This window comes from Pseudorhodobacter aquimaris (assembly GCF_001202025.1).
GTDB classification, from domain to species: Bacteria; Pseudomonadota; Alphaproteobacteria; order Rhodobacterales; family Rhodobacteraceae; genus Pseudorhodobacter; species Pseudorhodobacter aquimaris.
The window spans coordinates 49,011-73,325 of record NZ_LGHS01000076.1 but is presented as its reverse complement, the minus strand read 5'-3'; the positions used below and the strand labels follow the sequence as shown (position 1 = coordinate 73,325).

Annotated in this window: 22 protein-coding genes and 1 pseudogene; 9 read left to right on the top strand and 14 right to left on the bottom strand. The window is 61.1% G+C overall.

Annotation, left to right across the window (positions count from 1 at the left end; all coding sequences use genetic code 11):
- Positions 1 to 14: 14 nt before the first annotated feature.
- From ruvB to ruvC, 3 genes are read right to left on the bottom strand one after another with little or no spacing between them, the layout of a single operon-like run.
- Entirely contained in the window at positions 15 to 1,043 is a 1,029-nt protein-coding gene (gene ruvB / locus AKU94_RS17210) for a Holliday junction branch migration DNA helicase RuvB (RefSeq protein WP_050528485.1), read from the bottom strand.
- A 3-nt stretch (positions 1,044 to 1,046) separates the two neighbouring features.
- Positions 1,047 to 1,727, bottom strand: coding sequence for a Holliday junction branch migration protein RuvA (gene ruvA / locus AKU94_RS17205; RefSeq protein ID WP_050528484.1), 681 nt, complete (start codon positions 1,725 to 1,727; stop codon positions 1,047 to 1,049).
- On the bottom strand, positions 1,724 to 2,242 hold the full coding sequence (gene ruvC / locus AKU94_RS17200) for a crossover junction endodeoxyribonuclease RuvC (protein WP_050528483.1): 519 nt from the start codon (positions 2,240 to 2,242) through the stop codon (positions 1,724 to 1,726). Before ruvC ends, ruvA begins: the two co-directional genes overlap by 4 nt.
- Positions 2,243 to 2,554: 312 nt before the next feature.
- Here ruvC and AKU94_RS17195 point away from each other — a divergent pair, with 312 nt between their 5' ends.
- Positions 2,555 to 2,770 carry a DUF1127 domain-containing protein gene (locus AKU94_RS17195; RefSeq protein WP_050528482.1) on the top strand — a complete coding sequence of 72 codons (216 nt, stop codon included), beginning with the start codon at positions 2,555 to 2,557 and terminating at the stop codon, positions 2,768 to 2,770.
- A 114-nt stretch (positions 2,771 to 2,884) separates the two neighbouring features.
- On the opposite strand, the gene AKU94_RS17190 is transcribed toward AKU94_RS17195, so the two are convergent.
- The 3 genes from AKU94_RS17190 to AKU94_RS17180 all read right to left on the bottom strand — a co-directional run bounded on the left by AKU94_RS17190 (position 2,885) and on the right by AKU94_RS17180 (position 5,521).
- On the bottom strand, positions 2,885 to 3,229 hold the full coding sequence (locus AKU94_RS17190) for a hypothetical protein (protein WP_050528481.1): 345 nt from the start codon (positions 3,227 to 3,229) through the stop codon (positions 2,885 to 2,887).
- A gap of 107 nt (positions 3,230 to 3,336) precedes the next feature.
- Positions 3,337 to 4,215 carry a 50S ribosomal protein L11 methyltransferase gene (locus tag AKU94_RS17185; RefSeq protein ID WP_050528480.1) on the bottom strand — a complete coding sequence of 293 codons (879 nt, stop codon included), beginning with the start codon at positions 4,213 to 4,215 and terminating at the stop codon, positions 3,337 to 3,339.
- Positions 4,216 to 4,267: 52 nt separating this feature from the next.
- Positions 4,268 to 5,521 (bottom strand): MFS transporter, encoded by a 1,254-nt coding sequence (locus AKU94_RS17180; protein ID WP_083445120.1) that lies wholly within the window; start codon positions 5,519 to 5,521, stop codon positions 4,268 to 4,270.
- A 119-nt stretch (positions 5,522 to 5,640) separates the two neighbouring features.
- On the opposite strand from AKU94_RS17180, the gene AKU94_RS17175 reads away from it, so the two are divergent.
- The 3 genes from AKU94_RS17175 (at position 5,641) to AKU94_RS17165 (ending at position 8,962) form a co-directional block, all read left to right on the top strand.
- Entirely contained in the window at positions 5,641 to 6,702 is a 1,062-nt protein-coding gene (locus tag AKU94_RS17175) for a YeeE/YedE family protein (protein WP_050528726.1), read from the top strand.
- A gap of 71 nt (positions 6,703 to 6,773) precedes the next feature.
- Positions 6,774 to 8,030 (top strand): D-amino acid dehydrogenase, encoded by a 1,257-nt coding sequence (locus tag AKU94_RS17170; RefSeq protein ID WP_050528478.1) that lies wholly within the window; start codon positions 6,774 to 6,776, stop codon positions 8,028 to 8,030.
- Complete coding sequence (locus AKU94_RS17165; RefSeq protein ID WP_050528477.1) at positions 8,027 to 8,962, top strand: glycosyltransferase family 8 protein; 936 nt, start codon at positions 8,027 to 8,029, stop codon at positions 8,960 to 8,962. The genes AKU94_RS17170 and AKU94_RS17165 overlap by 4 nt, the downstream gene beginning before the upstream one ends.
- Here AKU94_RS17165 and AKU94_RS17160 read toward each other — a convergent pair.
- On the bottom strand, positions 8,957 to 11,128 hold the full coding sequence (locus AKU94_RS17160) for a primosomal protein N' (protein ID WP_050528725.1): 2,172 nt from the start codon (positions 11,126 to 11,128) through the stop codon (positions 8,957 to 8,959). The two genes, AKU94_RS17165 and AKU94_RS17160, sit on opposite strands and share 6 nt — an antisense overlap.
- Positions 11,129 to 11,229: 101 nt before the next feature.
- Here AKU94_RS17160 and fsa point away from each other — a divergent pair, with 101 nt between their 5' ends.
- The 4 genes from fsa to AKU94_RS17140 all read left to right on the top strand — a co-directional run bounded on the left by fsa (position 11,230) and on the right by AKU94_RS17140 (position 14,376).
- Positions 11,230 to 11,883, top strand: a complete 654-nt coding sequence (gene fsa / locus AKU94_RS17155) for a fructose-6-phosphate aldolase (RefSeq protein ID WP_050528476.1) — start codon at positions 11,230 to 11,232, stop codon at positions 11,881 to 11,883.
- Positions 11,884 to 12,041: 158 nt separating this feature from the next.
- Positions 12,042 to 12,734 (top strand): DUF484 family protein, encoded by a 693-nt coding sequence (locus AKU94_RS17150; RefSeq protein WP_050528475.1) that lies wholly within the window; start codon positions 12,042 to 12,044, stop codon positions 12,732 to 12,734.
- The gene (locus AKU94_RS17145) at positions 12,731 to 13,654 is read left to right on the top strand and encodes a tyrosine recombinase XerC (protein ID WP_050528474.1); all 924 of its coding nucleotides are present in this window, start codon (positions 12,731 to 12,733) and stop codon (positions 13,652 to 13,654) included. Before AKU94_RS17150 ends, AKU94_RS17145 begins: the two co-directional genes overlap by 4 nt.
- Positions 13,655 to 13,683: 29 nt before the next feature.
- Positions 13,684 to 14,376 (top strand): CDP-alcohol phosphatidyltransferase family protein, encoded by a 693-nt coding sequence (locus AKU94_RS17140; protein WP_050528473.1) that lies wholly within the window; start codon positions 13,684 to 13,686, stop codon positions 14,374 to 14,376.
- Here AKU94_RS17140 and AKU94_RS20955 read toward each other — a convergent pair.
- The 4 genes and pseudogenes from AKU94_RS20955 to AKU94_RS17120 all read right to left on the bottom strand — a co-directional run bounded on the left by AKU94_RS20955 (position 14,373) and on the right by AKU94_RS17120 (position 20,390).
- Positions 14,373 to 14,822, bottom strand: a complete 450-nt coding sequence (locus tag AKU94_RS20955) for a methylated-DNA--[protein]-cysteine S-methyltransferase (RefSeq protein ID WP_050528472.1) — start codon at positions 14,820 to 14,822, stop codon at positions 14,373 to 14,375. The two genes, AKU94_RS17140 and AKU94_RS20955, sit on opposite strands and share 4 nt — an antisense overlap.
- Before the next feature lie 43 nt (positions 14,823 to 14,865).
- A pseudogene (gene ileS, locus AKU94_RS17130) lies at positions 14,866 to 17,753 on the bottom strand (isoleucine--tRNA ligase).
- A gap of 210 nt (positions 17,754 to 17,963) precedes the next feature.
- Positions 17,964 to 18,971: a YcjF family protein gene (locus tag AKU94_RS17125; RefSeq protein WP_050528471.1), complete on the bottom strand. Its 1,008-nt coding sequence runs from the start codon at positions 18,969 to 18,971 to the stop codon at positions 17,964 to 17,966.
- 9 nt (positions 18,972 to 18,980) lie between these two features.
- Entirely contained in the window at positions 18,981 to 20,390 is a 1,410-nt protein-coding gene (locus tag AKU94_RS17120) for a YcjX family GTP-binding protein (RefSeq protein WP_050528470.1), read from the bottom strand.
- A gap of 112 nt (positions 20,391 to 20,502) precedes the next feature.
- On the opposite strand from AKU94_RS17120, the gene truA reads away from it, so the two are divergent.
- Positions 20,503 to 21,273, top strand: coding sequence for a tRNA pseudouridine(38-40) synthase TruA (gene truA / locus AKU94_RS17115; protein WP_050528469.1), 771 nt, complete (start codon positions 20,503 to 20,505; stop codon positions 21,271 to 21,273).
- Positions 21,274 to 21,276: 3 nt separating this feature from the next.
- Here truA and AKU94_RS17110 read toward each other — a convergent pair whose 3' ends face one another.
- The 3 genes from AKU94_RS17110 to AKU94_RS17100 are packed head-to-tail and all read right to left on the bottom strand — an operon-like array spanning position 21,277 to position 24,302.
- Positions 21,277 to 23,370: a 3'-5' exonuclease gene (locus AKU94_RS17110; RefSeq protein ID WP_050528468.1), complete on the bottom strand. Its 2,094-nt coding sequence runs from the start codon at positions 23,368 to 23,370 to the stop codon at positions 21,277 to 21,279.
- 19 nt (positions 23,371 to 23,389) lie between these two features.
- Positions 23,390 to 23,776 (bottom strand): response regulator transcription factor, encoded by a 387-nt coding sequence (locus AKU94_RS17105; protein WP_408633710.1) that lies wholly within the window; start codon positions 23,774 to 23,776, stop codon positions 23,390 to 23,392.
- 4 nt (positions 23,777 to 23,780) lie between these two features.
- Positions 23,781 to 24,302, bottom strand: coding sequence for a hypothetical protein (locus AKU94_RS17100; RefSeq protein ID WP_050528467.1), 522 nt, complete (start codon positions 24,300 to 24,302; stop codon positions 23,781 to 23,783).
- Positions 24,303 to 24,315 lie beyond the last annotated feature (13 nt).

Genomic DNA, 24,315 nt, shown 5'->3' with positions numbered 1-24,315 from the left:
GTGTCCTGCACTGCTTACTTTCCCTCAAACATATCGGCCTGTCCCGGCGGGCGCGGCGCCTCCAGCCCCAGATGCCGCCATGCGCGCGGGGCCAGCATGCGCCCGCGCGGGGTACGCTGCACAAGGCCCTGTTGCAAGAGATACGGCTCAATCACTTCCTCCAGCGCGTCGCGCGCCTCCGATAGCGCGGCGGCGATGGTTTCCACACCCACCGGCCCGCCCCCGTAATGTTCCGCCAAGAGCATCATATAGCGGCGGTCCGCCCCGTCGAGGCCGATATGATCCACCCCCAGTCGCGTCAACGCCCGATCGGCAATCGCCTGCGTCAGACGGCCGTCGCCCTCAACCAGCACAAAGTCGACCACACGGCGCAGCAAACGCCCCGCAATACGCGGTGTGCCGCGCGCACGTTTGGCGATCTCGCGCGTGCCCTCGGGGTCGGTCTTGATCCCCATCAGCTTTGCCCCACGTGTCACGATCAGGTCCAGCTCATCCTCGGTATAAAACACCAGCCGTGTCGGGATGCCGAAACGGTCACGCAAGGGCGTGGTCAAAAGCCCCAGCCGCGTCGTCGCCCCCACCAGCGTAAAGGGTTGCAGGTCGATCCGCACCGTGCGGGCGGCAGGCCCCTCACCGATCACCAGATCCAGCGCGAAATCCTCCATCGCGGGATAAAGCACCTCTTCGACCACAGGCGAAAGGCGGTGGATCTCATCAATGAACAACACATCATTGGGTTCGAGATTGGTCAGGATCGCCGCCAGATCGCCTGCCTTGGCCAAAACGGGGCCAGAGGTCATGCGAAAGCCCACACCCAATTCCCGCGCCATGATCTGTGCCAGCGTGGTTTTCCCCAAACCGGGGGGGCCGTAAAACAGCGTGTGGTCCATCGCCTCACCGCGGATCTTGGCACTTTCGATGAAAACGCGCAGATTGGCGCGGGCCTCGGCCTGGCCTACGAATTCCTCCAACACCTGTGGGCGCAGCGCACGGTCGGCATCTTCGGGCAGGCCCTCGGGGCGCAGGGTCGGGTCCGGTTGCATCGCTTATCCTTTCGGGGCCAACAGCTTGAGCGCGGCACGGATCAAGGTGCCGGTCACAGCATCAGGGGCCTCGCCCGCCGCTTGTGCCACCGCCTGCGCCGCATCGCCATGCGCATAGCCCAGGTTGATCAGTGCCGAAAGCGCCTCGGCATTGGCAGCAGCACGGCCCGCAGCGGCGGAATTATCCGGCTTGGCAGCTTTTTTGGGGGCAGAGGTCGGCTCTATCACGTCGTCCTCAACCGCGCCGGCCGTGCTTGCGGGATTGGCCCCCATCGCCATTACTGCGGGCGCTTTGGATTTCAGCTCCAAGACCACACGTTGCGCGATCTTTGGCCCAACGCCGGGGGCGGCCTGAATGGCCTTGGCATCGCCCAAGGCAATCGCGCGGGCCACACCTTCCGGCCCCAAAGTGCCCAAAATAGCCATTGCCGCCTTGGCGCCCACCCCTTGTACCGTCACCAACAGACGGTGCCATTCCTTTTCCAGCATCGTGGGAAAGCCGAAAAGTTGCAGCAAGTCCTCCCGCACCAAGAGTTCCGTGAACAGTGCCACAGCCCCGCCCACCGCGGGCATCGAAGCCAAAGTCCGGTCCGAGACATGGACGATATAGCCGACACCGCGCACATCGACCAAAACATGATCCGACCCGCGATAATCCAGCCGCCCTGCGATTTTGCCAATCATCCCGCCGCCCTTTTCAATGCCGCATCCAGCCGCCCCGCCGATTGCACATGATGCGAATGACAAATTGCAATCGCCAAAGCATCAGCCGCATCCGGCCCGTTGATCTCTACCCCCGGCAGATGGATGCGCACCATATGGTCAATCTGCGCCTTGGCGGCATGGCCCACGCCGACCACGGTTTTCTTTACCGCATTGGGGGCGTATTCGCCAACCACCAACCCGAACTGCGCCGGCACCAAAAGGGCGATTCCCCGCGCCTGCCCCAGCTTGAGCGTGGCGACCGCATCTTTGTTCACGAAGGTATTTTCCACCGCCGCCGCGTCAGGCGCATATTGGCGCATCACCTCGGTCAACTGGCTGTGCAGGCTCAGCAGCCGTGACGCCAGATCGCCCACCCCCTCACCCGGGGCCGAATGACAAATACCGTTCGCAACATGGCGCAGCCTTGTGCCAATTACGTCGATCACCCCCCAGCCGAGGTTGCGCAACCCCGGGTCGATGCCCATTACCCGCATAAACGCCCCTCTTTTATCGTTGCAAAGCGGATAGCACGAAAAGAGAACACCCGCCAAGTGCTTTGCGTGGGGCAAGGAAAAAGCGCCGGTCCCATGCTGCAACTGCACGGTAATCAATGACTTACGGCCAGAAACATCGTTGTTTCAGTACAATCCTTAAAAATAAGGAAAATTTATGGGGAATAGCCATGCAGAAACTGCATCTCAGCCATGTCATTTAGACGCATTGCTTTGCGACTGCAGCAAGCCTATGTGGAGCGTATCGGAACACACGCTGAAATTTTCAGCGGAAAATGAATAAGGATTTGAACCATGTCCGCCTACCAGACGACCCGCACCGCACCATTCGGCGCAATCTCGACCTACAGCTTTATCCGCTTTGTCAGCAATATCGGTGCCAATGTCACCGCTTGGAACGATGCACGCGTTACACGCAACTCGTTGAACAAACTGTCTGACCGTGAGCTTAACGACATCGGCCTGACCCGTGGCGAAATTGCCAATGTCGCACGTCAGTCGAGTTTTTGATTTTGGGCGGCAGGGCAATCCCCCCAACATCGACTCGATATAAAATTAAAAAGGCCGCCTCCCAGATTGGAGAGCGGCCTTTTTAAATGTGAAACGCCAACCCTGTCACAGGACCTACATCTGTGGCCGTGTTGCCCAGCCGATGACCCCGGCCAGAAATTGCGTTAGCGGATCTGCGGATAGAAATTTCTCTGACACCGCCGCATCCAATGGCAGGCCAGCCACCCGATCAGCAAAATTCTGCGCGCCAAGAACGTGATAGGCCGTCGCTTTGATCCCAAACCCGACGGACACCACAAACAGCAGTACCATGAGCGGTCGCATCACCGAGATGCGCTTGGGCCGCCGATAATAAGAGCGCCCGCGCAGGCCCTCGGCCTCAAAACCGAAACCCTGTGCATGGGCCTTGTTCAAACGGCCCACCCGCTCATAAAAATCCTGAATATTCGGATCATACATACATCACCCCGGTTCAACCTTCTATCCCGACAGTTAATCGGAATATTGAGGCAAAACTGGGACGAATTTAGAGAAAATTGAACCTAAATTCGATATTTAACGGTGCATTAACTACGCCGCAGCACCAATGCAGACCATTCACCAAGATCTTCGCGGGCAACGGAAACAAAGCCCTGCGCGTGATAGGCGGCCTCTATCGACTCGGCTTGTACCACCAACAGGCCCGACAGGATGCAAAGCCCGTCTTGGACGATGTTTTTGGCCATATCGGGGGCCAGTTCAACCAAGGGGCCTTTGAGGATATTGGCGAAAACCAGATCAAAGGGGGCGGCCTCACGCAAGCGGGGGTGATCGAAACCGGCGGCCTCAAAGCACTCCACGCGGCCGTCCAGCCCGTTGATTTCCATATTGGCGCGGGCAACATCCACGGCAACCTGATCGATATCAGAGGCGATGATCAGCGCATCGGGCAAGACCCGTGCCGCCGCCAGCGCCAGCACGGCCGTCCCGCAACCGATATCGGCCACACGCGCAGGGGCAAAGCCTTGGTCCAGCAGCCGGTCAAAAGCGCGCAAACAGCCCAGCGTGGTGCCGTGATGGCCGGTGCCAAAGGCCACCGTCGCCTCGATCTGCAGGGGGATACGGCCCGTCTCGGTCGGGACCTTATCGGCATCATGACTGCCGTAAACAAAGAAGCGCCCCGCCTCGACAGGGGCCAATTCACGGCGGACATGGGCGACCCAGTCAATTTCCGGCAGTTCCGACAGCGCAAAAGGCTTGGCATCAAAGGCCACCGCCAAAAGTTCCAGCGTCACCTCGTCAGGCGCCTCGAGGAAATAGGCGCCCACTTCCCACAGCCCGCTATCGTCTTCGATCTCGAAAACGCCAACGCCCGTTGGCTCCGGCTCCATCCGCTCCATCGCTTCGGCAAGCGCTTCGGCGGCATCCTGGCCTATGAGTGTGGTCAAGGCGGTATAGGTGGGCATGCTGGAACCTCATGTTTTGATGGATGCGGCCTAGCCCCCGCACCGCGCCACGTCAAGCCGAGAGCTTGCCCGCAGAACCCGGAACCACGCGGCGCGCAGCGAAAATCGTCTCATTCCCCGGCTCGGGATGGCGCGGGATCAGCAATGACAGCAAAAGCGACACAAGCGCCATCGCCGCCGCCAGCACAAACACCGCCTTTGGTGATATCACCCAAAGATAGCCAAGCCCCGCCGGCAAGAACACCGCCGCGATATGATTGATGGTAAAGGCCACGGCCGCCGTGGGGGCAATATCGGCCGGATCCGCGATTTTCTGAAAATAGGTCTTGATCGCAAAAGCCATAGAGAAAAACAGATGATTGATGACATAAAGCGTCGCGGCCACATGCCAATCCCACTCAAAGACATAGAGACAACCGTAGGCCACGAAAACCGCCGTCAGCCCCGCATATTCCAATATCAGCATCCGCCGCTCACCAAAGCGGCCAATCCAGCGGCCGATCAGCGGTGCGATCACCATATTTGCCATGTAATTGATCAAAAACAACGCCGTCAGCGCCTGCACATCCATGCCAAAACGTTCGACCATCATAAAGGCGGCAAACACCACGAAAATCTGCCGCCGCGCGCCAGACATGAACTGCATCAAGTAATAGAGCCAGTAGCGTTTGCGCAGCACCATACGTTTGTTTTGCGGATGTGGCGCCTCAAACTGCGGAAAGGCAAGGATCGCATAACCCGCAATCGCGATTGTCACCAGGCCCGCGGTCATGAACACCGTATTATAGGACAGGTCAAAAACCTTCCACGTCAGCACGATCAGCCCGTAGGCAACCAATGACGCCCCTGACCCCACCGCAACAATCCAGCCGATAACCTGCGGCGCGCGTTTTTTTTCAATCCATTGCAATTGCAGGCTTTGGTTCACCGTCTCGAAATAGTGAAACCCGATGGAGGACAGCAAGGTGACAAACAGCAGGCCGCCAAAGCTGGGGAACCATGCGGTAATCGCCGTGGCCACCCCCAACAGCAGCAAGGAAACCAGCGCCAGCACCTGTTCGCGCATCACCAAAAGCACGGCGATCACACCGACAGCCAGAAACCCCGGGATCTCGCGCACGGTATGGAGCCAGCCGATCTCTACGCCGGTAAAACCTGCCGCCTCGATCACGAAGTTGTTCAAAAGTGCGGACCAAGTGGCAAAGGAGATCGGCATCGCCGCCGCCATAAGGCACAGCAAAAACACGGGCCTCCGCCAGAACGGCAGGCCAAGTGTATCGGCAAGAGGCATCATACGCGGCGACATAATGCAGCATTAGCCATAATCCACTGCCGAAAGCTACTGCGAAAACCTACCAATGTGATCTGAATTACTGTATAAGTATTCGAATACCACAATATGATCTCATGGTTTTGGAGAGTGGCATGGACCTTGTCCCCCTGATCGACCATATCGGAGAAGCCCCGACTGCAGCCTTGTTTGGCCTGATAACAGGTCTGCTTTTCGGCGTCGCGGCACAACGCAGCAGGTTTTGCCTGCGTGCTGCAACCGTGGAATTTGCCCGCGGGCGGATGGGCGACCGTGTCGCGGTCTGGTTGCTGACATTTTCGACGGCGATGGTCTGGGTGCAAGGCGCGCAATGGCTGGGCCTGTTCGACAGTGCGGATGCGCGGATGATGGCGGTTCCGGGAACTTGGTCGGGCGCGGTTATCGGCGGGCTTTTGTTTGGCGTTGGCATGGTGCTGGCGCGCGGGTGTTCGGGTCGGCTTTTGGTGCTGGCGGCCACCGGGAACCTGCGGTCCATCGTGTCGGGGCTGATCTTTGCGGTCGTCGCCCAGATGAGCCTGCATGGCTGGCTTGCCCCGTTGCGCGACTATTTGGCGCGGCTTTGGGTGACACCCGGCGGACGCAATGTGGACCTTGCCGCGGCGTTACGCCTACCCGATCAAACCGGATTGGTGATGGGCATTGCCCTTGCGGCCTTGGCACTTGCCGTGTCCCTGCGCAACAAGATATCTTACCGCACGCTGGTCTTTGCCTCGGGCGTGGGGTTTGCGGTGGCGGTCGGCTGGGTGCTGACCTTCTCGCTGGCGCAGGTCGCGTTTGAGCCGGTCTCTATCAACTCCGCCACATTCTCGGGGCCGTCGGCCAATACGCTGATGTTTTTTCTGACACCAAACCCCGTGCTGGAGTTTGACATCGGCCTGATCCCCGGCGTGTTCATTGGCGCTTTTCTGGCCGCTCTTTGGGGGCGGGAACTGAAATTTGAAGGTTTCGACAATGCAGGCAATATGCGACGCGCAATGATCGGGGCGGTGCTGATGGGGTTTGGTGCGATGCTGGCGGGGGGCTGTGCGATCGGCGCGGGCGTTACCGGCACCTCCATCCTGACCGGAACCGCTTGGCTGGCGCTTTTTTGCATGTGGGTCGGGGCGATGCTGACCGATTTCGTTGTCGATCAGTCAGGTCGGCACGCTTTGGCATGACAGCCGCTTGAGTTGGCCTGTTTATCCGTGCATGGTTCGCCTGATGAATCGGATAAGCAGGGGAAAACAAGATGAAAGTCGTCGTGATGGGTGCTGGCGTAATCGGCGTCACCACCGCCTATTACCTTGCCAAGCAAGGTGCCGAGGTAACAGTCCTTGACCGCCAGTCCGGGCCCGGCCTCGAGGCAAGTTTCGCCAACGCCGGAGAGCTTTCTTATGGCATGACCTCCCCTTGGGCCGCCCCCGGCATCCCGCTCAAGGCTGTGAAATGGTTGTTCATGAAGCGCCGCCCCCTGTTCATCTGGCCGCTGATCAGCCCGACGATGTGGAAATGGTGCTATTCGATGCTGCGCAACTGCAATGAGGAAAGCTATCGCATCAACAAAAGCCGTATGGTGCGGATTTCCAACTATTCGCGCGACGTGATGCCCGAATTGATTGCCGAAACCGGCATCGAATATGACGGCCGCGCGCAGGGCACATTGCAGCTTTTCCGCACCGCCAAGCAAATGAGGGATTCCAAGGCCGATCAGGATATCTTGGCCGAATATGACAGCCCCTATGAGGTACTTGGCCGCGACGCCTGTATCGGCGCCGAGCCTGCGCTGGCAGAGGTGCGCGATAAATTCGTCGGCGGGCTGCGCCTGACAGCGGATCGGACCGGCGATTGCCAGATGTTCACCACTGCGCTGGCACAAAAATGCGTCGAGATGGGGGTGGATTTCCAATACGGCAAGAACATCCGCAGCATCGCCGTCGAAGACGGGCGTATCGCAGGGGTGGATGTTGAGGTGGCGGGCCGCATTACCGGTGATGCCTATGTCTGCGCGCTTGGCAGCTATGGCCCCGGCGTTCTCAATCCCATCGGCATCAAGCTGCCGGTCTATCCGGTCAAGGGCTATTCCGTCACCCTGCCCGTCACCGATGATGCCTTTGCCCCACAATCGACCATCATGGACGAAACCCATAAGGTCGCCATAACCCGCTTGGGTGACCGTATCCGCGTGGCAGGCACCGCCGAGATTGCCGGATATTCCAACCGCCTTGGTCCCCATGCCACCGATACCGTGCGCCATGTTATCAGCGATCTGTTCCCGCGGGGTGGTGATTTGACCCAGGCCGAGGGTTGGACCGGCCTGCGCCCCATGACCCCCGACGGCACCCCCGTTTTGGGTGCCAGCCGTTATGACAACCTGTTCCTCAACACTGGCCATGGGACCTTGGGCTGGACAATGGCCTGCGGATCAAGCCGTGCTGTGGCCGATGTGGTGATGGGCAAAACGCCGGAAATCTCATTCAACGGGCTGACGGTGGAGCGTTACGCGTGACCAATGCCATCGCCCTTTGCTGTGACAGGAACTACCTTCCGATCAGTTGCTTTTTGGCCGATCAGATTGCCAACCAGAACCCCCATGCGCCCTTTGATATCTGTATCTGTTCCTCGGAAAAGATGCAGATACCAACCGATCTGGCGGCAAAGGGCGTAAAGTTCCTGCATCTGGACACAGGGCCGGCGCTTGCCAAGCAAAAATCGGTGCACCTGCCTGTCAGCACCTATCTGCGCCTGTGGCTGCCCGATCTTTTGGGCGATACCTATGCCAAAATCCTCTATCTCGATTCCGATATGATGCTGGAGGGCGGCGATCTGGCCGATCTCTTTGCGGTCGATATGCATGGCCGTGCGGTGGCCGCCGTCCGCGATATGCAACAATGGCTGCGCCCCGAAAAACACATCCGCGATTTTCGGCATGCGGGGCTGCCCCCTGCCCCCTATTTTAACGGCGGGGTGGAGCTGTTCGATGTTGAGAAATTCCGGGGTGATCAGATCTTGGAAACCTGCCTGCATCTTGCAAAGGCGCATCCAGACGCCGTGGTGCATCACGATCAATCCCTGCTCAACATCGCGCTTCATCGCAACTGGACAGAGCTGAGCCCCGTCTGGAACTGGCAATGGGCCGGTAAACGGCCTTTGTTCGGGTTGACTGTTCCGCTGCATATTTCGCATTTCGCGGGGGCGGCCAAGCCTTGGGTTGACCCCGACGGCATTTGCCCGCCGCGTTATCTGGAAATGCTGCGCCCCTATCTTGACCGGTATTTCCCCGATTGCGGGCTACTGGGCACCATTGCCCCGCCAAACAACGCAGTGCGAGGGTCGTTCTTGCGCAACACGCTGGAGCATTTTCTGATCATGCGCCGCATACATGCCTATCACGAGCGTTTCGACGGCCCACAGCACAGCATTCCCGTCTCGGCGCTATAAAAAGCTCTGCGGGTCGATATCCACCGCAAGCCGCACGTTATTGGGCAGACGCACCTGCGCGATCCACTCCGATATGGCGGCCTGAAGGGGGGCGTTTTTCTCGGCCTTGATCAACAGGCGCACCCGATGCCGTCCGCGCACGCGGGCGATGGGTGCAGGCGCAGGGCCGAACACCTGCGCGCCGATCTTGCGCAACGGCCCGTCGCGGCGCGCCAGATCCGCGCCGACGTCAAACACCGGCCCCACCTCTGGCCCCGACAGGATAATCCCCGCCATACGCCCATAGGGTGGCACACCGGCCACGCGGCGCTCCTCGGCCTCGGCCTCCCAGAAGGCCTCTTCATCGCCGCCCAGAATGGCGCGGATCACGGGGTGTTCGGGCTGAAAGGTCTGCATCATCGCAACGCCTGGCTTGTCGGCACGCCCGGCCCGCCCTGCAACCTGTCGCATCAGCTGGAACGTACGTTCCGCCGCGCGCAAATCCGATCCGGTCAGCCCAAGGTCGGCATCAATTACCCCCACCAAGGTCAACAGTGGAAAGTTATGCCCCTTGGCCACGATCTGCGTGCCGATGATGATATCGGCCGCCCCAGCGGCGATCTCCTCGATCTGCTCCTTGAGCGCGCGGGCCGAGCCGAACAGATCCGATGACAGCACCGCCACACGCGCCTCGGGGAATAGGGCGATCACCTCTTCGGCCAGACGCTCTACCCCCGGCCCGACAGGCGCCATCTTGCCCGCCACTTGGCATGAGGGGCAGACTTCGGGCATCGGCCGCGTCGCGCCGCATTGGTGGCACATCAGGCGGTTCTGGAACCGGTGTTCCACCATACGCGCATCGCAATCGGTGCAGCTGACCTGCTCACCACAGGCGCGGCACAAGGTTACGGGGGCATAGCCGCGCCGGTTGAGGAAAATCAGCGATTGTTCCCCCGCCGCCACCCGCGCCCGCACAGCCCGTTCCAACGTGGGGGAAATCCAGCGGTTCGTGGGCAGCTTTTCGGCGCGCATATCAATCGCCCGCATATCCGGCATTTCCGCCGCGCCAAAACGTGCGCCCAGATCCAGCCGCCCGTATTTGCCGGTCTTCGCATTGACCCATGATTCCAGCGAGGGCGTGGCCGAGGCCAGAACAATCGCAGACCCCGCAATCGCCGCGCGCAGCACGGCCATATCGCGGGCGTTATACAAGACCCCTTCCTCTTGTTTGTAAGAGGTATCATGTTCCTCATCCACCACGATCAGGCCCAGATCCTGAAACGGCAGAAACAGTGCCGAGCGCGCCCCCGCCACAAATTGCGCACCGCCATTGGCCGCCATCCGCCACAGCCGCCGCCGCTCGGTCATCGTCACGCCCGAATGCCATTCCGCAGGGCGCGCGCCAAAGCGGGCCTCAACCCGGTTGATGAATTCCGACGTCAGCGCAATCTCCGGCAGTAACACCAGGGCCTGCCGCCCTTGGCGCAGACATTCGGCAACCGCCTCCAGATAGACCTCGGTCTTGCCCGAGCCCGTGACACCCTTAAGCAATGTCGCGGAATAGCCGCCCATCGCCACTGATGCGACCAAAGCATCCCCCGCCGTGACCTGATCGCCCGCAAGCCGCACCACCATCGCCGCCGGATCAAGCCGCGGATAGGGCAGATCGCGGGGGGCGTCCTCCTCTAACACCACCCCTGATTTCACAAGGCCCTTGATGACCGAAGGCGTCACCCCCGCCTGATCGGCCAGCTCTTTCAGGGTAAACGCCAGCCCGCCGTATTCGCGCAAGACCTCCAGCACTTTGGTGCGGGCCTCGGTGGCACGGGCCGGCTCCCCCTGCCCCAGCCGGTAAACACGACGGGTAGAGGGCGGGCTGTCCAGCCCCGGCGCGCGGGTGGCAAGGCGCAGCATCGCCGACAAGGGCGTCAGCGTGTAATCGGCCGCACGGGTCAGAAAGGCGCGCATCTCATCGCGCATCGGCGGCACATCCAGCACACGGTAGGCGCTTCGCAATTTGGCCGGATCAACCCCGCCCAGACCAGCCCCCCAGACCACGCCCAAAATCTTGCGCGGGCCAAGCGGCACCTCCAGAAAATCACCCAAGGCGCAACCGCCCTCGGGCGCGCGGTAGTCAAGGATCGGTCCCAGCCCGCGGCCAAAATTCTCGGTCACGGCAACGCCAATCACTTCACCTGCTTGCCACTCCACGCCTTGCCCTTTCTTCGGCTCTTGCTTTGCGCTAATACACCCCCAAGCCTAGCTGTAACACCCAAAGGACACCTGCCATGAAATTCTTTGTCGATACCGCCGATGTGGATGCAATCCGCGAACTCAATGATCTGGGCATGGTGGATGGTGTCACCACCAACCCCTCGCTGATCCTCAAATCAGGCCGCGATATTCTGGAAGTCACCAAAGAGATTTGCAGCTTTGTCTCTGGCCCTGTCTCGGCCGAGGTTGTCGCGCTCAAAGCCGACGAGATGATCGCCGAAGGCCGCAAGCTGGCCGAAATCGCACCCAATATCGCCGTCAAGGTGCCGCTGACATGGGACGGGCTGAAAACCTGTAAGGTGCTGTCGGATGAAGGCCATATGGTCAATGTGACCCTGTGCTTCTCAGCCAATCAGGCCTTGCTGGCCGCCAAGGCGGGTGCGACCTTCATCAGCCCCTTTATCGGGCGTCTGGATGACATCAACCTTGACGGGATGGACCTGATTGCCGACATCCGCGCGATCTATGACAACTACGGGTTTGAAACCCAGATCCTTGCGGCCTCTATCCGTACGGCCAACCATGTGGCGCAATGTGCGCTGGTCGGCGCCGATGTGATGACCGCCCCGCCAAGCGTGATCAAATCGCTGGCAAACCATGTGCTGACCGACAAGGGCTTGGACCAGTTCATGAAAGACTGGGCCAAGACCGGCCAGAAGATCATCTGAACCAGCGCGGTTCCAGTAAAAGGCCGGGTGCATCGCGCGCCCGGCCTTTTGCATTGCAGATTTGCCCCAATCGCCCGCTGAATTCCCCTGCGGTTAAAAAAACATGCGAAATTGCGGGAAAACGCTGATAACATGCGCCAAAACAATAAGGCAGCAGTATGATTGAACAGGATATGCGCGACCGCATCCTCGCGGCACCGGAAACGCTATTAGACGATCAGGATGTGATGCGCGCCCTGATTGCCGCGAATGAGCGCGCGATGGGATCGAACATCGTGGACCTGCGCGGCATCGCGATGGAACGCTTGGAGGGTCGGCTGGACCGACTCGAAGATACCCACCGTTCGGTGATTGCCGCCGCCTATGAAAACCTTGCCGGCACCAATCAGGTGCATCGCGCCATCCTGCAAATGCTGGACCCCTTGGGGTTTGAGGAGTTTTTGCAAAGCCTTGGCACCGATGTTATGCAAACCCTGCGGGTTGATAGCGTGCGTCTGGTGCTGGAATCGGTGCAGGGCAAGGATGATCCGGCGCTGCGCAAGCTGGGCGAGGTGCTTTATGTGGCCGAGCCGGGCTTTATCGCGGAATATATCTCGGGCGGGCGCAATGTCTCGCTGCGGCCCGTGACCTTGCGGCCGGTCCTGATTGCCTCCGACACGCTTTACGGCGAACAGGCCGAGGCTATTCGTTCTGAGGCGTTGATGCGGCTGGACTTTGGCGCGGGGCGTTTGCCGGGGATGCTGGTGCTGGGCGCCGAGGACCCGCATCAGTTCAAACCCACACAAGGCACCGACCTTCTGGCATTTTTCGCCGGTGTGTTTGAGCGGACAATGCGCCGCTGGCTGTCATGAGCCTTGCCATTTCGCCCGCCGCACGCGCGGCCATGGCGGAGTGGCTGGCCCATCTGCGCGCGCTTAACGGGGCGGCGGAGAACACGATCACCGCCTATGCGACAGATGTGAGCGGCTATCTTGCCTTTATGGCACAGCACCGCGGCGGGACCGAGGGGCTGACGGGTCTTGTCACCCTGCCCCAAGCCGATATGCGCGCCTGGATGGCACATGAGCGCGGGCGCGGTGTCAGTGCGCGGTCGCTGGCGCGGGCGCTCTCCTCGGTCAAAGGGTTTACCGCTTGGGTTGCCGACCGCGAGGGGCTTGACGCCACCGCCGCCCTGTCCACCCGCGCGCCGAAATTCCGGCGCAAGCTGCCGCGTCCCTTGGCCGAGGATGCCGCCATGGATGTGCTGGCCACCATTGGCGATGATGCCCGCGAGGACTGGATCGCCGCGCGCGATACCGCTGTGATCACCCTGCTTTATGGCTGCGGGCTGCGCATATCCGAGGCTTTGGGCCTGACGGGTGCCGCCTCCCCCCTGCCGGATGTGTTGCGCATTCACGGCAAGGGCGGCAAGGAACGTCTTGTCCCCGTCCTGCCCGCCGCAAAGCAGGCCGTTGCGACCTATGCCGCCTTGTGCCCCTATGACCTTACGCCCAATGCGCCGCTGTTCAGGGGCGCGCGCGGTGGCGCCTTGAATCCGCGGCTGATCTCCGGCGCGATGGAGCGGGTGCGCGCAAAGCTGGGCCTGCCCGCCACGGCCACGCCACATGCGCTGCGCCACTCTTTTGCGACCCATCTGCTCAGTGCAGGCGGGGACTTGCGCACCATTCAGGAATTGCTTGGCCATGCATCCCTTTCCACGACCCAAGCCTATACTGCGGTTGATACTGCCCGCCTGATGGAAGTATACGCAAAAGCACATCCACGCGCCTGACACCAAAAATATCGGAAAACACCTCATTTATGTCCCTAAAAATCAAAGCTCTTTTGGTGCACCTGTTCACAGCAACCGGTGCCGTTCTGGCAATGCTGGCGATGCTGGCGGCAGTAGATGAAAACTGGAGCCTGATGTTTTGGTGGCTGGTCATCGCCTTGGTGGTGGATGGAATCGACGGACCGCTGGCGCGGCGCTATGACGTCAAAACCAATTTCCCCACCTATGACGGCGTGCTGCTCGATCTGATTATCGACTATCTGACTTATGTGTTTATTCCGGCCTTTGCGCTTTTTCGGTCGGGGTTGCTGCCCGATTGGACCGGCTGGCTTATCATCATCGCTATCACCTATGGGTCGGTGATCTATTTCGTCGATACGCGCATGAAAACAAAGGATTGCTCCTTTGCAGGCTTTCCCGGATGCTGGAATATGTTCGTGCTGGTGATGTTTGCCCTGCAACCTGGATATTGGGTCATTCTGGGCCTTGTGATCGCGCTGACGATTGCAATGTTCACCAACCTCAAGTTCATCCACCCGACACGGACAAAGCGCTGGCTGCCCTTGTCACTGTCGATGGCTTTGGGCTGGACGTTCTTTGCGGGCTGGGCCACATGGGTGGATTTCCATCCCGAAAGCTGGGCTATCTGGGGGCTGATTGTTACTTCGTTTTACCTGACATTCGCAGGCATCGCGCAACAGATCATCCCCGAACGCGCCTAGATCAAAAAGCCGCCCGCCCCTTCCAGTTTCAACAAGGCGATCTTGGTTTCCACGCCCCCCGGCGCGGAAAACCCGCCAAGCCCACCGGCCCCAAGCACACGGTGGCAGGGGATCAGGATCGGAATCGGATTGGCCCCGCAGGCCTGCCCGATGGCCTGTGCCGGTCGGCCCAACTCCTTGGCCAGATCGCCATAGCTGCGGGTCTCGCCATAAGGAATGGCCGCCAGCGCCTTGCGCATCTGTTCCTGAAAACCGCTGCCAAAATCAAGCGGCAACTCGAACGCCTGCCGCTCTTTGGCGAAATACTGGTCAAGCTGGCGGCAGGCCTCACGCAGCAAGGGCGTCGGGTCTGAACGACGCGCAGCCCAGTCGATACGGGTGATGACCCCGCCCTCTTCGACCACGGCAAAGGGACCGTAGGGGGAATGGTAGACCGCCTGTTTCATGCCTAACCCCTTGCAAAAAGGGGGCGCGAACGCCCCCCGTATATCAGCCGAGCGCCGCGTTACAACGCGCACAGGTGCCGGGGTGTTTATGGGTGCCGACATCGGGCAGAATCTGCCAACAGCGCACGCATTTTTCACCCGCGGCCATCTCAAAAACCACGGCCACACCGGGTACTTCGGGCAACGAAACGCCTCGGCCGGGGCCGGATCACTGGTCAGCTCCACACCCGAGGTGATGCTCAGTTCCGCGAAATCCACCGATTTCATTGCTGCCAGCAAATTGGGGTCTTCGACATGCACCACAGGGGCCGCCTCAAGGCTGGCACCGATCACCTTGGCGCTGCGCTGCACCTCAAGGGCTGCAATCGTGGCACGGCGCGCCGCACGCAGCCCGACCCATTTCGCCGCCAGTTCGGGGTTGAGCCAATCATTCGGCGTCTCGGGCATATCCTGCAAATGGACAGAGCTATCCTCACCCGGAAAGCGCGAGAGCCAGACATCTTCCATCGTAAAGACCAGAATCGGCGCAAGCCATGTGGTCAAACGGTGGAACAACAGATCCAGCACGGTACGCGCGGAACGGCGCCGCAGGCTGTCGGCCGCATCGCAGTAAAGCGCGTCCTTGCGCACGTCAAAGAACACCGCCGAAAGATCGGTCGTCGCAAAGGTGAACAGCTTTTGGAACACGCCCTGAAAATCAAACGCGCCATAGCCCTTGCGCACCTCGACATCCAGCTCGGCCAAACGGTGCAGCACCCATTGCTCCAGCTCGGGCATATCCTTGACATCAACCCGTTCGGCATCGGTAAAGCCCGCGAGATTGCCCAGAATAAAGCGCATCGTGTTGCGCAAACGGCGATAGCTGTCCGCCGTGCCTTTCAGGATTTCCTTACCGATACGCTGATCCACGGTGTAATCGGTCTGTGCCACCCAAAGCCGCAAGATATCGGCACCGTATTGTTTGATGATTTCCTCTGGCACTACGGTATTGCCGATGGATTTGGACATCTTCATGCCCTTTTCGTCCAGCGTAAACCCGTGGGTTACAACGTTGCGGTAAGGCGCGCGGCCAAGTGTGCCGCAAGCCTGAAGCAACGACGAATGGAACCAGCCGCGATGCTGGTCGGTGCCTTCCAGATAGACATCGGCAATCCCGTCCGCCGTCCCGTCAGGCCGGTCGCGCAGCACGAAAGCATGGGTGGAGCCTGAATCGAACCAAACATCCAGAACATCAAAAATCTGATCATAGGCGTCAGGATCATGCAGCCCATCAAGGGTTTTTTCCTTGAAGCCTTGCACATACCAAACATCGGCGCCCTCGGCCTCGAAGGCCGCAAGGATCCGCTGGTTCACCGCATCATCGCGCAGCAGGAAATCCGCATCCGTCGGTTTCGCACCGCGTTTGACGAAACAGGTCAGTGGCACACCCCAGGCACGTTGCCGCGACAGCACCCAATCGGGCCGCGCCTCGATCATCGAATACAGCCGGTTGCGCCCAGTTTGCGGCGTCCATTTCACGATGCTGTCGATAGAGGTCAACGCACGGCTGCGGATGGTATCGCCGTTCTCGCCCATGCCGTCGTCCAGCTTCTTGTCGATGGCGACAAACCATTGCGGCGTGTTGCGGTAGATCACCGGCGCCTTGGACCGCCATGAATGCGGATAAGAGTGTTTCACCTTGCCCTTGGCCAACAAGCCGCCCGCATAGGCCAACTGCTTGATCACCTCGACATTGGCGGGGCCGTCCTTACCATCGGGATTGATGATGGTCTTGCCGCCAAAGATCGGCAGATCCTTGCGATAAGAGCCGTCCGGCTCAACGTTATAGGTCATCGGCAGGCCGAATTTCAGACCGACCTGATAGTCGTCATCCCCGTGGCTTGGCGCGGTATGCACAAAGCCCGTACCCGCATCATCGGTGACGTGATCGCCCGGCAACAATGGGACGTCGAAATCCCATTCGCCTTTCGCACCTTCGACACCGCGGAACGGGTGGGCAAGGGTCATTCCCTTTAACTCATCCGGCGACACATCGCGCAGGCGCGTGACCATGCCCTCTTCCAGCTTGGCGGCGGCAAAGACCGAGGCGGCAAGCGCATCGCCAAGGATGATCTTTTCCCCGACCTTTGCTTGCGGATTTTCAGGCGCATCGGTGATTTCATAAAGCCCGTAAGCGATACCGGGACCAAAGCAGACCGCCCGGTTTTGCGGGATGGTCCAAGGCGTCGTGGTCCAGATCACCACGGTCAGGTTTTCCTCACCCACCACCTTGAAGCGCACCCAGATCGTGTGGCTGGTGTGGTCGTGATATTCCACCTCGGCCTCGGCCAGCGCGGTTTTCTCAACCGGTGACCACATGACGGGTTTGGAGCCTTGGTACAGTGAGCCGTTCATCAGGAATTTCATGAATTCCTCGGCGATCACCCGTTCGGCGTGGAAATTCATCGTCAGATAGGGATCGGCCCAATTGCCCGCAACACCCAGACGTTTGAACTCATCGCGCTGGATATCCACCCAACCGGCGGCGAAATTGCGGCATTCCTGACGGAAGGCGACGGTGTCGACATCGTCCTTATCAAGACCTTTTGCGCGGTATTGCTCCTCGATCTTCCACTCGATCGGCAGGCCGTGACAATCCCAACCCGGCACATAGCGCGCGTCAAACCCCATCATCTGATGCGAGCGCACCACCATATCCTTGATGGTCTTGTTGAGCGCGTGACCGATGTGCAAATGGCCGTTGGCATAGGGAGGGCCGTCATGCAGCGTAAAGGGCTTGCGGCCGGTCTTTTCGCGCAGGCGATCATAGATGCCGATCTTTTCCCAATGGGCCAGCCATTCGGGTTCGCGCATAGGCAGGCCCGCGCGCATCGGGAAATCGGTTTCGGGCAGAAAAACACTGTCTTTATAGTCTGGGGTGGCGGCGCACATGGGCGTTTCCTTACGGATCAAAATGATGGGGGACAGGCGAAAACGAGGCCGCGCAGAGGCTGGCGGCAAATGGCATCCCGGCGGCTGAACGGATCAGATCGCCGGGCCGCTAATTCGTATTGTTTTCGCGTATAGCTGTCGCATATCCGGGGTTATACGCCCGGTTGCACGCTTGGTCCAGCCATGCAATGCATGGATTTTGTAGCAATGCTATCCACGCTTGGTCATGGCCGATGAAACGCCGTCAAACACACCTGCCAAGGCGCGGCTCATCAGGTTAGAGACCTTGGGACGCGGCAGGGCGTTGAACGCCATCGGGCGGCACAGCTCCATCGCGGCCACGCCGACACGGGCGGTCAGGGCGCCGTTCACCACCCCCTCGCCAAAGCGCCGCGAGAGTTTGCTAAGCACCCCGCCGCCTGCGACCGATCCGATCAGGTCATCCCCAAGCGCCAGCGCGCCCGTGGCCAGCAGATGGGAAAACACGCGGCGCAACAGCTTGAAACTGCCCAAAGTGCCAGACCGCCCGCCATAGATCACCGCGATCTTGCGGATCATCGAGAGGTTCGCAAAAAGCGCCACCGCCACATCCGCAAGCGCCAAAGGCACAAGCGCCGTCACCGTCGCCACACGGCGGGCGGCGGCCTCTATCTCGGCGCGGGCGGCCAGATCCAGCGGGGCCAGAAGCTCGGCCTCGGTCAGATTCAGCAAAGCATCGGCATCCAGAACCTCGGCGCGGCGCTCGGCCAGATTGGCCGCGCCCCAACGCAGGTCGGGACGGGATTTATAAAGACCCAGCAGGTGATCCGTGGCCTTGCCCGCTGTTTTCAGATCGCCCGCCTTACGGGCCACCGCCACCTCGGCGCGCAACCCGTCCAGACGGCCAAGGCGGTAAAACCCCAACCCCTCACGAATAGCCAACGCCACCAGCGCCACAACCGCCAGCCCCGTCAGCCCAAAGGCCAGCCAGCCCAGCCATGTGTTGCGCGCCAAAAGCCCCGCCACGAAATCATAGACCGCGACCGAGATCATCAGGCTGAACAAGGCCCCCAAGGCCCAGACCGCAAAGCGCGTGATCGGCGAGGGCCGCGCCACGGCCAAAGCCGCCGCTGCCTTGACGGCGCGCCCGTCCGGCAGGCCCAGATCAGGCACTGGCGGCGCATCAGACGGGGTCAGCGTCGGGGTATCGTCAAGGTCGATCAATACAGGTTTTGCCATGTCAATTCCTTAGCCCAGCCGGTCCGACAACAGAAAATCCGCAGCCCGGTCCAGCCGGATATGGGGCGGCCCGTCACCGGGGCGCAAGGTCAGGCGGGCGGGCGCAAACGACATGATGGAGTAATCCGCATCCAGCCAGGCCGCCTCTCCCTTGCGGGCGGGGGTCAACAGGTGGTTGGGGTCCTCGGGCAACTGGCCTGCATACATCGCCGCCTGTTTTCCGGTCTCCAGCAAGGTGCCCCGCACCAGATCGAGGGTGGCGCCATTGTGTGCGCGGGTTTCCTCAACGGTGGCGCGCAGGGCGGCCAGCGACATCGCGCGGGTTTCGGCACCGGCAAAGGCGGCACGGTCACGCGCCTCACGCAAGAGCGCCTCGGTAATCGCGGTCAGACGCGGGTGTTGGGAATGATGCAGATGATCCGCCTTGGTCGCGGCGAACAGGATCTTATCCACCCGTTTGCCCAGCAACAAAGACTTCAGAAACCCGTTACTGCCGGGCCTGAACGCGCCTAGAATTTCGGCCATGGTGCGGCGCATATCCTCAAGCGCCATCGGGCCTGCATGGATCGCGCCCAGCACATCCATCAGCACCACCTGTCGGTCGATCCGCGCGAAGTGGTCGCGAAAGAAGGGTTTGACCACGCGGGATTTATAGGCCTCAAATCGGCGGTCCATTTCGCGCCAAAGACTGCCGCGCGGGGCCTCCAGCGGCTTGGGCAAAGGCGCAAAGGTCAGGACCGGGCTGCCCGCCAGATCGCCGGGCAACAAGAATCGCCCCGGCGTGCAATCGGACCAGCCCGCCGCCCGCGCCTCCTGCAAATAGGCGGTGAAACTGGCGGCGAGCGCTTGGGCGCGCGGCTCTTGCAGCTTGAGGCTGGCATCCTCGGCGCGGGCCTCTGCCATAAAATCTTCGGCCTGTGTGCGGTGGGCGATACGTTCCAGCGTGGCCTCGGACCACTCGGCATAGGTTTTGCCCATAAGCGACAGATCCAGCAGCCATTCGCCGGGATAATCGATGATATCCAGATGAATAGTACGCGGGCCCCGCAAACTGCCCAATAACCCCGCAGGCTGCACACGCAACGACAGGCGCAGCTCTGATATCGCACGGGTAGAGGCGGGCCAATGGGGCGTGGCCCCCGTGATCGCACCCAGATGCGTCTCATAGTCAAAACGGGGCAAGGTATCATCGGGCTGGGGCTGCAAGAACGCAGCCTCTACCCTTGTGGCCGCGCCAAATTGCGGCATCCGCCCGCGGTCAAGAAGATTGGCCACAAGGCTGGTGATAAACACCGTCTTGCCCGCCCGCGAAAGCCCGGTCACGCCCAGCCGGATCACCGGCTCGAACAGTGCCTCGGATACGCCGGAAATCGCGGTCTCGGCACTGCGGCTGATGCCATCTGTTAGTCTACCCAGCACGAAATGCCCCTTATCTTTGCGCCCAAGATAGGCACTCAGCCAGCGGGATCAAAGAGGGAAAGCGGTATAGAGGGGCTTGTCAGGGCAAATCGGGCAAGGTAACGCAAGGCCCATGCCACGCTATGCACTGAAAATCGAATATGACGGCGGCCCGTTCAACGGCTGGCAACGGCAGGCCGAAGGGCAGTTGACGGTGCAGGGTGCGATTGAGGCGGCCCTTGCCAAGCTCGAACCCGGCCCCCACACCATTGGCGCCGCCGGTCGAACCGATGCGGGCGTGCATGCGCTGGGACAGGTGGCCCATTGCGATCTGGCCAAGGATTGGGACCCGTTCCGACTGGGCGGGGCGATCAACGCCCATCTGCGCCCTTTGCCGGTCAGTATCGTGGCCTGCGCGCAGGTTTCGGATGATTTCCACGCGCGGTTTTCCGCGGTTGAGCGGCGGTACTTGTTCCGGCTGGTGGCGCGGCGGGCGCCGGTGACCCATGACCGCGGGCTTGTCTGGCAGGTCGGGCATGATCTGGACGTGGCGGCGATGCGCGCGGGGGCGGCCCATCTGATCGGCCTGCATGATTTCACCACCTTTAGGTCCAGCATGTGCCAATCGGCCTCTCCGGTCAAAACGCTGGATGAGATTACGATCACCCAGGTCGATTATCCCGGCGGACAGGAATACCGCTTTGCGCTGCGGGCACGGTCATTCCTGCACAATCAGGTCCGATCCATCGTCGGCACGCTGGAACGTGTTGGCGCGTGCAGTTGGGACCCCGACCAGGTGCGCCAAGTGCTGGAGGCGGCGCATCGCCCCGCCTGCGGCCCGGTCTGCCCGCCGCAAGGGCTGTACCTGCGTGAGGCCGGTTATCCGGTGGATCCCTTCGCCTGAAGATCAGTTCAGATCCTTGAGCAGTCGGCCATGGCGGCGCATCTCGGCCAGAACATCGCCAAAACTGTTGAGGTCCCTCCCCTTGAGCATCGGCAGCAGCTTCAGGAACGCATCCGCCGTGGCGACCGTATCGCCAATGGCGGTATGGCGCGCCTCTTCGGGGATGGTGATCGACAGGCGATGCGTCAGCGCATCGAGGCTGTGATCCTCATGCTGGCCGAACACCACCGCCGAGAGCAGAACCGTATCGAGGATCGGGTTGTCAAAACGCGCGCCGATACTGGCCTCATTGCGGCGCAGGAATTCCATATCAAAGGGCGCGTTATGGGCGATCAGCACCGCCCCTTGCGCAAACCTGTGAAAGGCCCGGCCCACGGTGCCGATATCGGGGGCATCCTGCACCATCGCCTCGGTGATACCATGCACCGCCGTTGAGGCCGCAGGAATAGAGCGCCCCGGATTGACCAAAGTGTCAAACACCTCGGATGCCACACGTTTGCCGTTGACGATACGCACCGCCGCGATCTGCACGATCTCATCGCCTTGCGCGGGCAAAAGCCCCGTGGTTTCGGTATCAAACACCACATAGGTCAGATCCGACAACGCGGTATCGGCAACCGCCTCGCTGCGAGCCTTGCCCAAGAGGTCGAAATCATAGACCACAGCGCGGGCGATCGGCTTGGGGCGCGGACCGCTGCGCCGTGCAATGCGCAAGGGCAGGCAGATGGCTTGGCGGCCCCCGGCATCGGTTTCGGGCCAGATCTCGGTTGCATGCCCTGTCAGCACATGCCGCCCGGTCACGCCGGGCACATCGGCATCCAGCACCGATTCCAACCAGCCCTCCAAAGGAGCCAACAGCAGGGGCGCGCCGTCCCAACACAGGCGCAGCAGGGCGTTGCCGCTGTCTTCCTCTACGGTCAAAGCGAATTCCTTGACCTCATGCAGTTCGGCCACGCCGGTTGCCAGACGTGCCAAAAGCCCGACCACCTCAAACCCGTCACCGCGCAGCAAAAGGGGCACATCGCAGGCCTTAAGGGTCAGGCCCTGCGCCTCTAGCTTGGCGCGCAGACTGTCGGCAATATCGGCCACACGCAGGGGGGAGCGCGGGATAGCCTCGGGGCGGCCCTCCTCTTGTTGGGCGGCCAGATCGGTGACGGTTGCGGTCAGGCTTTCGGCCTCGGCGCGCAGGGCTGTGTCCATCGCGGCAGGGGGCGGCGTGCCTCGGGGCAGCACCGACAGCAAGGCGCGCAGATTGGCGGCAGGGCGGCGGATACGGTCCAGCACATCCGCCAGAAGCGCCTCTCGCTTGGCATGGGCGGCCAGATCGGCGGTGACATCGCGCAGGGTCAACACATAGCCCGGCGCGGCACTGTCATCCGGTAAAAGCCGCATCCGCGCGGCAAGGATCTCTGCCCCGTGGCGGGTCGCACAAAGCAGATCCGAGGCGGCATCGGCATCCTCGGCCTCGATCAGGCGGCGGTGGGCGTGGCGGATCGGCCCTTCGCGCAGGTAGTCAAAGAGGTTACGGTCCAGCCCCGGCCCCTGATCCGCCCCGATCAGATCCACCGCAGTGCCGTTGTAAAACACCAGCTGATGATCGCCTGAACATAAGATAACCCCCACCGGCACATCCGACAACAGTGCTGCAAGCCGGTCCTTTTCCGCCGACAGGCGGGTGGTTTCGCGGGCGACTGATTCGGCCAGCGCATTGCGCGTTTCCGACAGGGTAAGGGCAGTGGCCTGGGCCGCGGGGGCCAGATCGCCCAAGTAACGCGCAGCACCTTGGTCCATCTCGCTGTCCACACTGGCATGGGCGCGGGCGCGCAAAGCCCCGGCCAGAAGGACAATCGGCTTGGAGACGTTCACATCAAACAGATACCACACCGCCGCCGTCAGCCCCAGCACGCCAAAGCTGCCGATCACCCCCGCCTGCACAAAGGCATTCAAACTCTCGGCCGATCCAAGCCGCCGGTAGCCAAGGCCAAGGCCCAAGCCCAACAGCACCACGGCCCCGATCCCGAGGGCGGCAAAGAACAAAAACACCCGCAGCCGCAGCGAAAGGTGGTCCAGTGCAAAAGCCTTGGCCTTATCTGTCATCTTCCCCCCAGTTGTCTGTTCAGCCTTCCAGCAAACGCCGCACCTCTGCCCGCAGCTCTCCCAGCTCGAACGGTTTGGAAATGAACCCGTCCGCCCCCAGCGCGAGCCCCTTTTTACGCTCTATCGCAGAGCCGCGCGCAGTCATCATCAAGACCTTGATCGCCCCCATATCGGGGTCCAGCCGCATCGCCTGACAAATCTCATAGCCCGACATCTCCGGCAGCATCACATCGAGCAAGACCAGATCCGGCTGCATCTCACGGATGCGCGGCAGGGCCTCGCTGCCATTGGCGACGCGGTCATGGGAATAGCCTTCGCGCGTCAACAGATAATCCAGCGCGAGGGCAATGTTATCCTCATCCTCCACCACCAAAACGCTGTGCTGTTTTACCTCATCCGACACCATGGCCTTACCCTTTCCGACATGCAGCCTGTAGCAATTCATCATCCGGCCCGACATCCACCCAAGCACCGCCCGAAAGCGTCCCGTCGGGTGCAAGTTCGGCCCCCTCCACCAGATCGGCACGGCGCGACCCCGCGCAATCAAAGGCAAGCGGCACCCGCCGGGTCGGTGCCCAGCGTTGCACCAGCATCACCTCGGCGCGGCGAAAGCGGCTATCCTCAAGGCTGGTGACCATGCCAGTGCGATCAAGTGCTGCAAAACGCAGCGAAACCGGAAAGATATAAGTCCATGGCCGGTAGATCACCTTATCAGTCGGGGTGGACAGGATCACCACATCACCTGGCAAGGCCTCTGTAGTGCGTCCGTACCAGGAATATTCGTTCCAGACCGAAAACAGCAGCATCCCAAGCCCGAAAGCCGCAGGGATTGTCCATTTCGGAATGCGCCCCTTGGTCAGGTGGCGCAGGATGATGACAAACCCCACAAGGCCGCCCCCCGCCGCAAAGGTGGCGATCAGATCCATCAGCATAAGTCGTCCTTAC